A 14,569-nucleotide genomic window follows, 5' to 3' on the forward strand; every position below is an offset into this window, starting at 1 on the left:
CGAACGGCCGCCGAACAGGCGGCCGTTTCCGTTTCGGCGGTGTCCATGCGCTTGTGAGCAATTCGTCACGCAAATCATGCCCGGGCGGAAAGCCGATCTTGGAGACACGCTGCACCACCGCTATGATGCCCCCTTTCAGACGAGGAGTTTTGCAATGCGGATGATTTGCCTGACCGCCTCCTTCATTTTTGCGTTGCATGCGAGCAGTGCCTTCGCCGCACCTGCGGGCCTGTTGAACAAGACCATCACGATCTCCTTCGCCACCACAGGCATGGCAAAGGCACCCGACGGCAAATCCCACGGCTTCACCACCAAGGTGTCGCGCATCATCTATGTCAGCAGCGCCGGGCGCCTGTTCAGCCGCTTTCGGGCCACGAACCGTGGCGGCGACCGGAGCGGCGAGATCGCACCGGGCCAGGGCAAAGGCAATTTCAGCTTCCAGAGCGACAAGCTCATCGGCGTGATTCCCTATGAGGTCGGGGCGCGCCAGGTCACTGTCACCTTCGATACCGGCTTCTCAAGTTGCTCGGTCAACGTGATCGAGGGCCATACCGGCGGCATCATCCGGCGCAAGGCTCCGAACGGCGTGATGTACGAGCTCTCGGGCGTGACCACGACCTCGCCGAGCTGCTCGATCCAGAGCGGCAACGCCTTCGCCGGTTAAGGTTTCCGGGCGCCGACCAATCGCCGGCAGCGTCCGGCGGTTGTCCGGCGGTCCGGGTTTTGATAGGGACCCTTATTGCACCCACGGAGACCGTCCGTGCGATCCGCCTTTTTGTTTCTGCTCGCGCTGATCCTTTCGATATCGAGTGACACGGCTTGGGCCGCCAAGCGGGTTGCGCTCGTCATTGGCGTTTCCGAGTACCGGCAGGTGCCGCGACTGCCCAATCCCGCGCGCGATGCCGACGTGATGGCGGCCCTGTTCAAGAAGGCGGGTTTCGACGCCGTGGACAGCAGGCGCGATCTCGGCATCGCCGAGCTGCGCCGCGCCATCCGCGAGTTCTCCGCGGCGTCGCAGGATGCCGACGTCGCGGTGGTCTACTATGCCGGCCATGGCATCGAGGTCGACGGCGTCAACTATCTGGTGCCGGCCGACGCCAAGCTCGCGAGCGATTTCGACATCGAGGACGAGACTATCTCGCTCGATCGCGTGATGCGCGCGCTCGACGGCGCCAAGCGACTCAAGCTCGTCATCCTCGATGCCTGCCGCGACAATCCGTTCGCCACCAGCATGAAGCGCACCGTCGCCAGCCGCGCGATCGGGCGCGGCCTCGCCAAGGTCGAGCCTGCGATGTCCGACACGCTGATCGCGTTCGCCGCAAGGGCCGGCGCGGTGGCGAGCGACGGCGACGGGCAGAACAGCCCCTTCGCCACGGCGCTGGTGCGGAACATCGCCGAGCCCGGGCTCGATCTGCGCATCGCGTTCGGCCGCGTCCGGGACGAGGTGCTCAAGGCCACCGGCAACCGGCAGGAGCCATTCGTGTACGGGTCGCTCGGCGGCGACACCGTGGCGCTGGTCCCGCGCGCCGCCGATCCCGAGGCGGAAGCCCGCGTCGACTACGAGCTGGCGGCGCAGGTCGGCACCAGGGAAGCCTGGGATTCTTTCCTCGCCAAGCACCCGGCCGGTTTCTTCGCCAACCTCGCCCGCGGGCAGAACAGCAAGCTCGAAGCCGCCCAGCAGGGCCGTGCTCGGGCCGATGACGCCAAGCGGCAGGCCGACGAGCTGGCGGCACAGAAGGCCGCCGACTTCCGCCGCCAACTCGAAGAGCAGAGCGCGCGCCAGACCGCGGAGGCCAAGCAGAAGCTCTCCGAGCAGGCCAAGCGTGAGCTCGACGAAGCTCGCGCCCAGATCGCCGAGCAGGCCAAGAGGGAGCTGGACGAGGCGCGGCGCCAGGCCGAACAGGCCCGGCAACAGGCCGATGCGGCCCGGGTGCAGGTCGACGAGGCGCGGCGCCAGGCGGCAGCCGATGCGCAGATTCAGGTCGAGCAGGCCAAACGCGACGCCAAGGCCCAGGCGGACAAGGCGCAGGCCGACAAGGCTCAAGCCGAGAAGCTGGCCGCGCTCACGCCCAGCCAGCCGCCCCCGCAGGCGCCGCCGCCTGCCGCACCGAAGATGGATCCTTCCGATATCGCGCGGCTGCTGCAGGCTCACCTCAAGCGCGTCGGCTGCGATCCCGGCAGCATGGACGGCAAGTGGGATGACGGCTCGCGCAAGGCGCTGGAGCTGTTCAACAAGAGCGCCGACACCCATTTCGACGTGAAGCTGGCGAGCCTCGACGCGCTGGACTCGGTGCGCGGCAAGACCGACCGCGTCTGTCCGCTGGTATGCGCGAAGGGGCAGCGCGCCGAGGGCGACCGCTGCGTCCAGATCGGCTGTTCGAGCGGCTATGTGCTCAACGCCAGCGGCGCCTGCGAGAAGCGGCCCGAGCCGGCGCCGAAGCCGAAGACCGTGACGCGGCAGGAACCCGCCGCGACACGCAGTGCGCCGGCGCCTCGCGGGGGCGGCGGCAAGTGCTTCTCGTTCGGCGGCAAGACCTATTGCGAATAGGCTGCTTGCCTGCCGGTCCGGTTCACATCACCACGACCTTGGTGCCGACATTGACGCGGCCGTAGAGGTCGATGACGTCCTCGTTGCGCATACGGATGCAGCCGGAAGACACGTTGGTGCCGATGGTCCAAGGCTCGTTGGACCCGTGGATCCGGTAGAGCGTCGAGCCCAGATACATCGCGCGGGCGCCGAGCGGGTTTTCCGGACCGCCTTCCATGTGCCTGGGCAGGTCGGGGCGGCGCGCGATCATTTCGGCGGGCGGCGTCCAATCCGGCCATTCGCGCTTGGCCGTGATCGACTTCACGCCGGACCAGGTGAAGCCGGGGCGTCCGACGCCAATGCCGTAACGCATCGCCCGGCCGTTGCCCTCGACGAGATAGAGGAACTTGTTCGGCGTATCGACCACGATCGTGCCGGCACTTTCCTTGCCGCTATAGTCAACAGATTGCTTCTCGAATCTCGGGTCGAATTGACGCTGGCGCGGATCGACCGCCTCCTGCTGGAGACCTGCGCCTTGCTGATATCCACCCTGCATCTGCGGTTCGCCCATCGGCGGCAGGCGGCGCTGGTCGTAATAACCCGGCTGCTGCTGATAGACCGGCTGCTGCGGCGCGTAGGCGGGACCGCGGCCCGGACCGTCGCCGAACAGGAACTCGATGAAGCCGCCACCCATGTTCGCATTGGAGGCGACGCGTACCGGCGCCGGCGGCACCTGCGGCTGGTAGAGCACCGCCGGCGGATCGTTCGGCACCGTATTGTCGAAGGCATTCGCGCTGTTTGCGCCGGCAATGAAGGTGCAAGCGCTGCCAAGCAGCGCGACAGACATTTTCTTGAACATCGACGTACTCTGTACTGTTTCGTCTAGATCACATGCGTCATGCAGGAGCTGATGGCTGATCGGCGTCCGCGACGTGGTCAATAAAGAGCAAAAGCCGTTTTGTTTGGTAAACGAGAGCCGCGTTTCGATTCACCACGTCGCGAACGAAGGCCCAATTTGGCGATCAGCGTTTATTTTCGATGAACGCCACAGTCCCATGGTTAATCAGCGGTTTTTTGCGTCGTCGCGCACGACCGCGCAACAGTTCCGCTGTGAACCTCGTGTTAAATTGCTTCTGCCTACAAAGACGCGTGAGTGAGGTGGGGGGAGTATCTGATGGCTGTTCACCGCAAGCGTTTTCGTGTCGAGGATATCGTCGGTGGCGAGATGCCCATTCTTGACGTAACTGATGAGGCAATCCCGATGCATAGCGAGATCATGGCGGAGCTGCGCGCGATCCGCGCACAGATGGCCAAGGGCAGCGTGCCTGCGCCCTTGTCCGGCAGCGCGGCCATGGCGGCGATCGACGCCTCCACGGCGCAGGAGCTTGCCGACGCACGCACGATGCTCGAGACCTATCGGGCCCAGATCGAGCAGTGCGAGAAGCTGAAGATCGAACTCGACCTGATCCATGACGCCATCGACCGCACCAAGCGCGAGATCGCGGTGCTGCATGGCAAGAGCTTTGACGGCGCGGAGATGGCCAAGGTCAATGGCGAGCTCGGCGCGGTGGTCGGCGGCACCGAGCAGGCTACACAGCAAATTCTCGAAGCTGCCGAATCGATCGACCAGGCAGCCAGCGCGATGGCCAAGGTGGACTCGGCCGACCAGCAGAAGCGGCTCGCCGACGACATCCAGGAACGTGTCATCTCGATCTTCGAGGCCTGCAACTTCCAGGACCTGACCGGGCAGCGCATCAGCAAGGTCATGACCACCATGAAGTTCATCGAGCAGCACATCAATGCGATGATGGACATCTGGGGCGGCGTCGACGCGATCAAGGCTCACGTGCCGGCGCAGGTCGACACCCGCAGTGAAGACGACAAGCTCCTCAACGGCCCGAAGCTCAACGGCGACGTCGGCCACGCCTCGCAGGACGATATCGACGCACTGTTCGACTGATCGGACGCAGCCTTTGCGGAAAAACAAAAACGCCGGCAAAAGCCGGCGTTTTTTCGTTATTGCTGTCGAGTGGTTAGAGCCGAACCCTTGTCACGCCCGCGGCGCGCAGCGGACGTAGACCATGTTGCCGTAGCGGGTGGCGGCGTCCTTGTCGATGAAGCGGGTGATCAGGACGCGGCCGTCGAAGGAGACGATTTCGCGGTCCTGCTCGCCGGGGGTCGGCCCCGCCGGCCCGATGTAATTCTTGCCGCTGGGCGAGCCCTTCAGCCGCAGTTCCTGCGGCGTCGCCTGGTCGGCCAGATGCATGATCACGCCGCCGGAGGAGCCGGCGGTGATCACGTAGGGATTCTTGCACTGCGCCCTCGCCGCGGCCTCGGTTCGGGCGCGGTCGGCCGGGTTCTGGAACGAGGCAAGGCCCCAACGGCCGACGATTTCGTCGGCCCGGATGCTCGCCGGCATTTCCGGACCGGTACCGGGCTCGGCCTCGGGCGGCGGCGAAGACGACGAGAATGACGGCAGGCTCATACCACCGCCGCAGGCGCCGAGCAGCAGCGCCAGGCAAGAGGCGACCGCCAAATTGGCAACCGTGCGCGCGTGAGCTGAACTGATCATGGCATTTCCCCGAACAAGACGACGGCCGCACCCCTCCCGCAGCCAAGCGTAAAACCGCTGCTGGAGCAATGACGTCCTTTAATACGTCGGCACCCCGAACGAGTTTCCAATGCCACCATCCTATATCCGCCTCACCAATCGCTTAACCACCTTTGCTTGACAGGATCGCGGCCAAGCAATATTTCCGGGCGCACTATTAGCACTCGGAAAGCCCGATTGCTAAGCGCGCCGTTCGATCCTCGGGAAGAGGAAGGACGGAAGCGCCGCCCCACCTACTTCCACTACTTTCGAACCGCCTCCAAAGGGAAACGTCATGGCTAAATCCAAATTTCGTCCGCTGCATGACCGTGTCGTGGTCAAACGTATCGACGCCGAGGAAAAGACCAAGGGCGGCATCATCATTCCGGATTCTGCCAAGGAAAAGCCGTCCCAGGGCGAAATCGTCGCCGTCGGCCCCGGCGGCCGCGACGAAGCCGGCAAGCTGACCCCGATCGACCTCAAGGTCGGCGACCGCGTGCTGTTCGGCAAGTGGTCGGGCACCGAGGTCAAGATCGACAACGAAGATCTCCTGATCATGAAGGAGTCGGACATCATGGGCGTTCTGTCCTAAGGCCACCCGCCTGAACAGCCGCTGAATGCTTCATTGTCATGCCCGGGCCTGACCCGGGCATCCATCATTTTTGCACCAGGATGGATTGCCGGGTCGAGCCCGGCAATGACGAAGCGAGCGCGGAAAGACACGGCATAAACAAGACACATCACGAAACACGAGGGACTGCAGACATGGCTGCCAAAGACGTCAAGTTTTCCGGAGACGCGCGCGATCGCATGCTGCGCGGCGTCGACATTCTCGCCAACGCCGTCAAGGTGACGCTCGGCCCCAAGGGCCGCAACGTCGTCATCGAGAAGAGCTTCGGCGCGCCCCGCATCACCAAGGACGGCGTCACCGTCGCCAAGGAGATCGAGCTCGAGGACAAGTTCGAGAACATGGGCGCCCAGATGCTGCGGGAGGTCGCCTCCAAGACCAACGACCTCGCCGGTGACGGCACCACCACCGCGACCGTGCTGGCCCAGTCCATCGTGCGCGAAGGCGCCAAGGCGGTTGCCGCCGGCATGAACCCGATGGACCTCAAGCGCGGTATCGACATCGCGGTTGCGGCCGTCATCAAGGACATCGAGAAGCGCGCCAAGCCGGTTGCCTCCTCTGCCGAGGTCGCCCAGGTCGGCACCATCTCGGCCAACGGCGATGCCGCCATCGGCAAGATGATCGCCCAGGCGATGCAGAAGGTCGGCAACGAGGGCGTCATCACCGTCGAGGAAAACAAGTCGCTCGACACCGAAGTCGACATCGTCGAGGGCATGAAGTTCGACCGCGGCTATCTCAGCCCCTACTTCGTCACCAATGCCGAGAAGATGACCGCCGAGCTCGAGGACGCCTACGTCCTCCTGCACGAGAAGAAGCTCTCGGGCCTGCAGGCCATGCTGCCGGTGCTGGAAGCCGTGGTGCAGTCGGGCAAGCCGCTCGTCATCATCGCCGAGGACGTCGAGGGTGAGGCACTGGCGACCCTGGTCGTCAACCGCCTGCGCGGCGGCCTCAAGGTCGCCGCCGTCAAGGCGCCGGGCTTCGGCGACCGCCGCAAGGCCATGCTCGAGGACCTCGCGATCCTCACCGGCGGCCAGCTGATCTCCGAAGACCTCGGCATGAAGCTCGAGAACGTCACGGTGAAGATGCTCGGACGCGCCGGCAAGGTCGTGATCGACAAGGAGAACACCACGATCGTCAAGGGCGCCGGCAAGAAGCCGGAGATCGAGGCCCGCGTCGGCCAGATCAAGGCCCAGATCGAGGAGACCACCTCGGACTACGACCGTGAGAAGCTCCAGGAGCGCCTCGCCAAGCTCGCCGGCGGCGTCGCGGTGATCCGCGTCGGCGGCGCCACCGAGATCGAGGTCAAGGAGAAGAAGGACCGCGTCGAGGACGCGCTCAACGCCACCCGCGCCGCGGTGCAGGAAGGCATCGTCCCCGGCGGCGGCGTCACGCTGCTCCGCGCCAAGAAGGCGGTCGGCCGTCTCACCAATGCCAATGCCGACGTGCAGGCCGGCATCAACATCGTGCTGAAGGCGCTGGAAGCTCCGATCCGCCAGATCTCCGAGAACGCGGGCGTGGAAGGCTCGATCGTGGTCGGCAAGATCCTGGAGAACAAGTCCGAGACCTTCGGCTTCGACGCCCAGACCGAGGACTATGTCGACATGATCGAGAAGGGCATCATCGATCCCGCCAAGGTGGTTCGCACCGCGCTGCAGGACGCCTCCTCCGTGGCCGGCCTCCTGGTCACCACCGAGGCCATGGTCGCCGAACTGCCGAAGGAAGCTGCGCCCGCCATGCCGGCCGGCGGCGGCATGGGCGGCTTCTGAGCCCGTCCTGTGACCTGACAGTGTTGCGAAGGCCGCCTCCGGGCGGCCTTCTTTTTTGCCCAGGTTCGCCCGCGCTTTCCGATTCAACCGGCGGCCAAAACCAACTACGGTGGCGCCGATTCTTTTGCTCGAGGATTTCGTCGATGCGCGCGCTTCTGGTTTGCCCGACAATTGTTTTGGCCGCTCTGCTTGCTACCTCGCCGCATCCCGCCTCCGCGCAGATGAAGCTGTCGCCCAAGGCCACGGTGCCAAGCGGCCCGGAAATACGTTATTTCACCTCGATCGACGGGCTGATGGACGGCAATGCCGACGTCATCCTGAAGGAGACGCGCCAGGGCAAGACCGTCACGGCGGCCGTGCTCGACGTCTGCTATCCCGTCGCGAAGAATTCCGACCGCAAGGACCGCTTCGTCGTCAATCTCCAGGTCGCGGGCCAGAACCTGACCGGCACGACGCAGAGTCTCGGCGAGAAGTCGCCCGTCAGCGTCAAGCTGCTGCGCAAGCAGTCTGGAGACACGTTCGAGTTCCGCGGCCAGATCAGCATCGGCCAGGCCGTGACCGAGGTCACCTCTCCCGACAATTCCGATCTCAGCGAGAGGGAGTTTCAGGAAAACCAGACGTCCGACGACGGCATCACGGCGCAGCCGAAGGATTTCACCGACGTCTCGCCGGAAGCGATCGCGGTCAAGGTCAAGCTGGATGCGGCAACCGAGTTCCTGAAGAGCCTGAAGGGCCAGGACGTCGAGGTCACGCTGGCGAGCCTCTCGGTCGGTTGCGAGGCGCTGCGCGCCGGCGAGCAGACCATCAACATGTCGGTCGATCCGGAACGCGCAGGCGCGCTGCTGGCAAAATTCAAGGCGATGCCGGGCGTCACCGCGGCGGGCTGGACCGCCGGCATGACCGAGATGGACCGCACCATCCGCTTTGCCGCTGCCGACTGGCGCGACGGCGACAAGCTCAACCGTGACAAGCTCGCTTCAGCCGTGGCCGGCGTGCTGAGCAAGACACTGGCGGCAAAGCCGGTCTCGCAAAGCTTCAATCCCGCCACCGGCAAGCTCAAGCTCGTCTTCAAGCGGCCGAACCCGGATTTCCCGGCGCTCGACCTCACCGACACGATCGAGGTCGCCGCACTCATCTCGCCCGACAAGCCCGGCACGACCGACAGGTTGATGCTCTGGATCGGCAGTCCCGCGACCACTACGGCGGACGAGAGCAGCGGCGCCAAGCTCAACCTGTCCGACGACGCGGCGGCCGACGAGGAAGGCGATCAGCCCGACGACAACGGCTCGGTCGAGGCGCTCACGAAGGAGCTGAAGGGCCAGCGCTGGGATGCCGACAAATCGGTGTGGAAGTGACGTAGCCACCAAGTCGGTGTCATCGCCGGCTCGACCGGGCGATCCAGGAGTCCGAGACGGCAGTAGTTGAATCGATAGGTCACGGCGTACCGGGTACCCCGGTCAAGCCGGGGTACGACAGCGAGCTAAACGCTAATTCCCGGTCACGCGAAAGCGCAGCGGCTTGGGGCCGATCAGGGTCAGCACGTCGCCCTGGCGTTTCCAGGTCTCGACGCTGGCGAGCGCCGCGACGAGTTCGTCGTCGGCCTGCGCTCTGGCCGGCGGGCATGAGCGGTCCTGGATCTGGCCCGGAACGAAGATCACGGTGTTGCCGGCGACCGAGAACTGGCCCTTGCCACCCTTGCACCAGAGCTCAAGCACCACCTCGCCATTGTCGCCGATCTCGATGTTCGGAATCCGCTTCGAGCCCGGCTGCGGCAGTGCTTCCATCGTCATCTCCGTGCCGAACGGAAAACCGTCCTCGGCACGCGCGACAGTGGACATCGCCAGCATTGCAACCGACACACACACCATCTGCTTGAGCGAAACCATGAGACCTCTCGACCGACCTGATTTGCGGCACCTTCTATAAGACGACGACGCCATTGAGAAGGTTCGCCCGCTTTGGGCGCAAAAATCCCCGCGGAGACAACCCGCGGGGAGATTTGACTTGCGTCGAAGCCGCGACGCGGCCTGCTACTTCAGGACCATCGCCGTGAACGGCCAGACATAGGCCTGCAGCGTCACGAGCACACCGACGAGACAGGCGAGCACGATCGAGTGCCAGAACACGAAGCGCAAAATCGTGCCCTCGTGGCCGTACCAGTTGGTCGCGGTGGAGGCGACCACGATCGACTGCGCGTCGATCATCTTGCCCATCACGCCGCCGGAGGAGTTCGCGGCGGCCATCAAGATCGGCGATATGCCGAGCTGTTCGGAGGTGATCTTCTGCAAATTGCCGAACAGGATGTTCGACGACGTATCCGACCCCGTCAGCGCCACGCCAAGCCAGCCGAGCAGCGTGCCGAAGAAGGGATAGAGCACGCCGGTTGCAGCGAAAGCGAGGCCGAGCGTCGCGTCGACACCGGAGAGCCGCGTCAGCGTGCCGATCGCGAGCATCGCCGAGATCGTGATCAGCGAGATCGCGCACAGCCGGATGGTGCGGCCGTACTGGGTGACGAGTTGGCCGGGACCGACGCCCATCAGGAAGCCGGAGATGATCGCGGCGATCAGCATGCCCGTGCCGGTGAAGGAGAGGTAGGTGAAGCCGAACACCGCGCTCTCTTTCGTCGGCCCTGGTGCGACCGGCGGCATCTTGTTGATCATCTGGTGCAATTCGGGAACGGGATAGTTCCAGGTGAAGATCGAGTTTGCCCAGGTCTTGAAGCTGCCGTTGCCCCAGACCAGCATCACGATACAGACGATGATCCAGGGCAACAGCGCGCTGAACAGCTCGCTCTGCGTGAGCGGCGTCTTGTCGAGCGGCTTTGCAGTGGCCATGGTGGAGGCCGATTCATCATTGCCGCGTAGCGCAGGCGACAGCCAGAGCTGCTTCGGCTGCCAGACCTTCAGGAACAGGATCAGCGCACCCATCGAGATCAGCGACGCGCCGATGTCGACGATCCAGGGATTGATGTAATTCGAGATCACGAATTGCGGAATCGCGAACGATACGCCGGTGACCAGGATCGCCGGCCAGACGTCCTTCATGCCCTTCCATCCGGCGAAAGCCCATATCACCCAGAACGGCACGATCAGCGAGAAGAACGGCAGCTGCCGTCCGACCATCGCACCCAGGATGTAGGGATCGAACCCGGTGACCGAGGCAAGACCCTGGATCGGCGTGCCCAGCGCGCCATAGGCGACCGGCGCGGTGTTGGCGATCAGCGACAGGCCGCTTGCGGCAAGCGGCGAGAATCCGAGGCCGATCAGCACCGCACCCGTGATCGCCACCGGCGTGCCGAAGCCAGAGGCGCCCTCGAAGAAGGCACCGAAGGAGAATGCGATCAGCAGCAACTGCAGCCGCCGGTCCTCGGTGACGCCACCGATCGCACGCTTGAGGAGTTCGAAGCGCCCGGTCGATACCGTCACCTGATAGAGGAAGATGACGTTGAGAACGATCCAGCCGATGGGAAAGAAGCCGGTCACGATGCCCAGCACCGAGGCGCGGATCGACATGTTCGCCGGCATGGTGAAGACGAAGATCGTGATCAGATTGGCCACGATCACGGCGATGATCGCCGCAATATGAGCCTGGACGCGGCCGCTCGCGATCAGAACCAGCAGCGTGACGACAGGCACCGCCGCCGCGATCGTCGACAACACAGGGCTGTGCAGCGGATCATAGACTTGATTCCACATGGTCTTCCTCCCCCACGCATGTATGCGGCAGGCGGCCTGCGTGGACAGCCGAGCCTGCTTGACGCTGGAAGCGATAACCCCCGGGTTGGACGCGAATTCCTCGCGAATGCAGCGGTTCCCGTCCGCTCACAAGCCCGCGAAGTCCCGGAGCCCCCCACCCCGCGCCGTTGAGACCCATGCTAGGGTTGCAAGCTGCGACAAGCCAACGCAAATTGCAGGACTTGCGACTTTAGTCTAAGCGCGCCGATTTCAGCCATTGCCTCAGCCGTTTGGCCCCGGGCATTTGTGCACATCCCCGCAGGAGATTCCGCTCTGTGAAGAACATCATCGCCACCCTCGCGATCGTCTGGCGAATCGCCGTTCCCTATTTCCGGTCGGAGGACAAGTGGGTGGGGCGCGGCCTGCTCGCCGCCGTCATCGCGATGGAGCTGGCGCTGGTCGCGATCGACGTGCTGGTGAACCAGTGGCAGAACCGGTTCTACACTGCGTTGCAGAACAGCGACTGGGACGCCTTCGTCACGCAGATCTGGATCTTCGTCGGCCTCGCTTTCACCTTTATCGCGCTGGCCGTCTACAAGCTTTACCTGAACCAATGGCTTCAGATCCGCTGGAGGCAATGGCTGACCCGGCACTATCTGGGCGAATGGCTGCAAGACGCCACGCATTACCGCATGCAGCTCAAGGGCGATGCGGCCGACAACCCCGACCAGCGCATCACCGAGGACGTCAAGAACTTCGTCGAGCAGACCCTGACGATTGGGCTCGGCCTGCTCTCGTCGATCGTGACGCTGTTCTCGTTCGTCATCATCCTCTGGGGCCTGTCCAACGCCGCACCGCTGCACCTGTTCGGCCAGGATCTGATGATCCCCGGCTATCTGTGCTGGGGCGCGCTGATCTACGCGATCTTCGGCACCGCGCTGACTCACTGGATCGGCGCCCCGCTGGTCAATCTCAATTTCGAGCAGCAGCGCTATGAAGCGGATTTCCGCTTCAACCTCGTTCGCGTGCGCGAGAACTCCGAGCAGATCGCGCTGCTCAAGGGCGAAGGCGCCGAACGCTCGCGCCTGCTGGATCGCTTCGGCTTCGTGATCGGCAACTGGTACGCCATCATGAGCCGGACCAAGCGCCTCACCGCGTTCACGGCAAGCTATCAGCAGGCCGCCGTGATCTTCCCCTACGTGCTGGTCGCGCCGGCGTTCTTCGCCAAGAAGATCCAGCTCGGCGACATGATGCAGACCGCCTCCGCCTTCTCCAGCGTGCAGGGCGCGCTATCGTTCTTCGTCACGGCCTACCGGTCGCTCGCGGAATGGCGCTCGATCGTTGCGCGTCTCGACGGCTTCGAGATGTCGGTCGATTCCGCCGCGCACCTGCCGGCGCATGAGCCGGCCATCACCCTCAAGGCCACTGACGGCGGCCGCACGATCGGGCTCGAGGAGCTCTGCGTGAACCTGCCCAACGGCACCCCGCTGGTGGCGGCCGACGCGTTCTCCATTCAGGCGCCGGAACGGGTGCTGGTGACCGGGCCGTCGGGCTCGGGCAAGTCGACGCTGTTCCGCGCCATCGCCGGCATCTGGCCGTTCGGCACCGGCACCATCGTCATTCCCGAGAAGGCGAAGCTGATGATGCTGCCGCAGCGTCCCTACTTCCCGGTTGGCCTGTTGCGCGACGCGGTGGTTTATCCCGCCGCCCCGGGCGCATTCGAGGCTGCCGATGTTCGGGGTGCGCTGCTGGCTGTCGGGCTGCCCGGCCTCGCCGAGCGGCTGGACGAGGACGGCCACTGGAACCGGATGCTGTCACTCGGCGAGCAGCAGCGCCTCGGACTTGCCCGCGCGCTGCTGCATGTGCCGGATTATCTCTTCCTGGACGAGGCCACCGCCTCGCTGGACGAGCCGTCCGAGGCCCGGCTGTACCGGTTGCTGGCGGAGAAGCTGCCGCAGGCCACCATCGTCTCGATCGGCCACCGCTCGACGCTCGACGCCTTCCATACCCGCAAGGTGACGATGGCGAAGCGCGGCGAGATCCACGTCCTCGGCGATGCGGGCAAGCCGGCCGAGGCGGAGCCTAGCGTGGCGCGCTGAGGCGCAAGCGGGAGGCAGTTAGGCTCAACAGGCTACGCGGTACGCTCCGTCATCGCCGGGCTTGGCCCCGGACATCCACGCCTTGTCCGGCTTGGAGCTAACACGGATGGCCGGATCAAGCCCGGCCATGACGGCGTGGAGAAAAGCAAAAGGGCGGCAGATTGCTCTGCCGCCCTCGAAGTCGTCTCGAGAAGAAACTTACTTCAGATTGCTCATTGCCGTCAGGTCGAACGACAGCTTGGCAATGCCGGTGGCGCCGCACCAGTTGGAGCCGACGCCCGACGGATTGATCGGGGTCACAGAGGTGCCAGAGAAAGCGGTGATGTTGCCGCGAGCCGCAAAGTCGCTGGTGAAAGCGTTGCAATCACCCTTGGAGAGGTTGGTGTCGGAGTAACGCAGGTCCAGCGTGGCGACTTTGTAGGTGAAGCCGATGCCGATGTTCCAGGTGTTGTAGTCGGCGTACTTGATGCCGTTCGGGAACTGCGGGACGCCATAGAAGCTGTCGGAAGTGCCGAGCCACTGACGACCGAACTCACCCGAGACGTACATGCCGACGCCGCTCGGACCGAAGACCGTGCTGGGCGCGATGTACTTGCCGACGACCGAAGCGTAGTTGCCCCAAGCGCCCGAGTTCAAATAGCTCGGGGTGTAGTATTCGGTGAAGCCGAACGACCAGTTGTCGTTCACCGTGTAGGTGCCCTTGCCGTAGACTTCGAAGAAGCTGAGGTCCTTCTTGATCACGTTGGTGTTGAGCAGGGCCTTCTCGGCGCAGCCAGGGCCTTGGTCCACGCCGGCGTTGTCGATGCCAGTGCCGCCGAAGTAGCAGGTCCCACCCGGATACAGGTAGCCCCAGACGCCGATGTCGAACGCAAAGGCGCCGAAGGTCGGGCGGATACCGCCGTAGATGTCGATTTCGGCCGCGGCGCGGTTCGGGAAGGAGATGCTCTCACCGGCGACGCCGACATAGAGCTGCAGGTCCTTGGTGACGTTGTAGCGCGGCTCGAAATAGGCCGAGACCGACGGCTTGTGGTTCGACTGGGTGATACCGCGGAAGACGTAATCGCTCATGATGGCGCCGCCGAAGGCGACGTCCCAGGGGTCGAAGGCAACCACGGGCGGAGCCTTCTTGGCCTTCACCGGCATGTCTGCCGCGAAAGCCGAACCCGCCACCATTGCCAGCGCCGTTGCCAACAAAGTCACTTTTTTCATTTCGATCCCCATCACCAGTTCTTACCCAGTCGGTTTCCCGGAAGCCCCCCGGGGCGTACGACCAATCTGCAAAATT

General features: G+C 64.4%; 12 protein-coding genes. 7 read left to right on the forward strand and 5 right to left on the reverse strand.

Annotated features, from left to right (window positions below; translation table 11 throughout):
* Positions 1 to 154 precede the first annotated feature (154 nt).
* Both FNV92_RS30665 and FNV92_RS30670 read left to right on the forward strand, forming a co-directional pair.
* Positions 155 to 664, forward strand: coding sequence for a hypothetical protein (locus tag FNV92_RS30665; protein WP_143843293.1), 510 nt, complete (start codon positions 155 to 157; stop codon positions 662 to 664).
* 96 nt (positions 665 to 760) lie between these two features.
* The gene (locus FNV92_RS30670) at positions 761 to 2,548 is read left to right on the forward strand and encodes a caspase family protein (protein WP_015688612.1); all 1,788 of its coding nucleotides are present in this window, start codon (positions 761 to 763) and stop codon (positions 2,546 to 2,548) included.
* A gap of 22 nt (positions 2,549 to 2,570) precedes the next feature.
* On the opposite strand, the gene FNV92_RS30675 is transcribed toward FNV92_RS30670, so the two are convergent.
* A complete protein-coding gene (locus tag FNV92_RS30675) occupies positions 2,571 to 3,386 on the reverse strand; it encodes a L,D-transpeptidase (protein ID WP_143843291.1) in 816 nt (271 codons plus the stop codon).
* 315 nt (positions 3,387 to 3,701) lie between these two features.
* Here FNV92_RS30675 and FNV92_RS30680 point away from each other — a divergent pair, with 315 nt between their 5' ends.
* On the forward strand, positions 3,702 to 4,487 hold the full coding sequence (locus FNV92_RS30680; RefSeq protein WP_041748552.1) for a protein phosphatase CheZ: 786 nt from the start codon (positions 3,702 to 3,704) through the stop codon (positions 4,485 to 4,487).
* A gap of 90 nt (positions 4,488 to 4,577) precedes the next feature.
* On the opposite strand, the gene FNV92_RS30685 is transcribed toward FNV92_RS30680, so the two are convergent.
* The gene (locus FNV92_RS30685) at positions 4,578 to 5,099 is read right to left on the reverse strand and encodes a hypothetical protein (RefSeq protein WP_015688615.1); all 522 of its coding nucleotides are present in this window, start codon (positions 5,097 to 5,099) and stop codon (positions 4,578 to 4,580) included.
* Positions 5,100 to 5,412: 313 nt separating this feature from the next.
* Here FNV92_RS30685 and FNV92_RS30690 point away from each other — a divergent pair, with 313 nt between their 5' ends.
* The 3 genes from FNV92_RS30690 (at position 5,413) to FNV92_RS30700 (ending at position 8,866) form a co-directional block, all read left to right on the forward strand.
* Positions 5,413 to 5,709: a co-chaperone GroES gene (locus FNV92_RS30690; RefSeq protein WP_015688616.1), complete on the forward strand. Its 297-nt coding sequence runs from the start codon at positions 5,413 to 5,415 to the stop codon at positions 5,707 to 5,709.
* A gap of 173 nt (positions 5,710 to 5,882) precedes the next feature.
* The gene (groL, locus tag FNV92_RS30695; RefSeq protein WP_015688617.1) at positions 5,883 to 7,511 is read left to right on the forward strand and encodes a chaperonin GroEL; all 1,629 of its coding nucleotides are present in this window, start codon (positions 5,883 to 5,885) and stop codon (positions 7,509 to 7,511) included.
* Positions 7,512 to 7,654: 143 nt separating this feature from the next.
* Complete coding sequence (locus FNV92_RS30700; RefSeq protein ID WP_143843288.1) at positions 7,655 to 8,866, forward strand: hypothetical protein; 1,212 nt, start codon at positions 7,655 to 7,657, stop codon at positions 8,864 to 8,866.
* Between the two features lie 132 nt (positions 8,867 to 8,998).
* Here the strand turns inward: FNV92_RS30700 and FNV92_RS30705 are convergent, their stop codons facing one another.
* Positions 8,999 to 9,397, reverse strand: a complete 399-nt coding sequence (locus FNV92_RS30705) for an META domain-containing protein (RefSeq protein WP_168213478.1) — start codon at positions 9,395 to 9,397, stop codon at positions 8,999 to 9,001.
* A gap of 144 nt (positions 9,398 to 9,541) precedes the next feature.
* On the reverse strand, positions 9,542 to 11,206 hold the full coding sequence (locus FNV92_RS30710) for an L-lactate permease (RefSeq protein ID WP_143843286.1): 1,665 nt from the start codon (positions 11,204 to 11,206) through the stop codon (positions 9,542 to 9,544).
* Between the two features lie 314 nt (positions 11,207 to 11,520).
* On the opposite strand from FNV92_RS30710, the gene FNV92_RS30715 reads away from it, so the two are divergent.
* Entirely contained in the window at positions 11,521 to 13,284 is a 1,764-nt protein-coding gene (locus tag FNV92_RS30715) for an ABC transporter ATP-binding protein/permease (RefSeq protein WP_143843285.1), read from the forward strand.
* A gap of 198 nt (positions 13,285 to 13,482) precedes the next feature.
* On the opposite strand, the gene FNV92_RS30720 is transcribed toward FNV92_RS30715, so the two are convergent.
* Complete coding sequence (locus FNV92_RS30720; RefSeq protein ID WP_168213477.1) at positions 13,483 to 14,493, reverse strand: TorF family putative porin; 1,011 nt, start codon at positions 14,491 to 14,493, stop codon at positions 13,483 to 13,485.
* Positions 14,494 to 14,569 lie beyond the last annotated feature (76 nt).

It is taken from the genome of Bradyrhizobium cosmicum (assembly GCF_007290395.2).
Lineage (GTDB): Bacteria > Pseudomonadota > Alphaproteobacteria > Rhizobiales > Xanthobacteraceae > Bradyrhizobium > Bradyrhizobium cosmicum.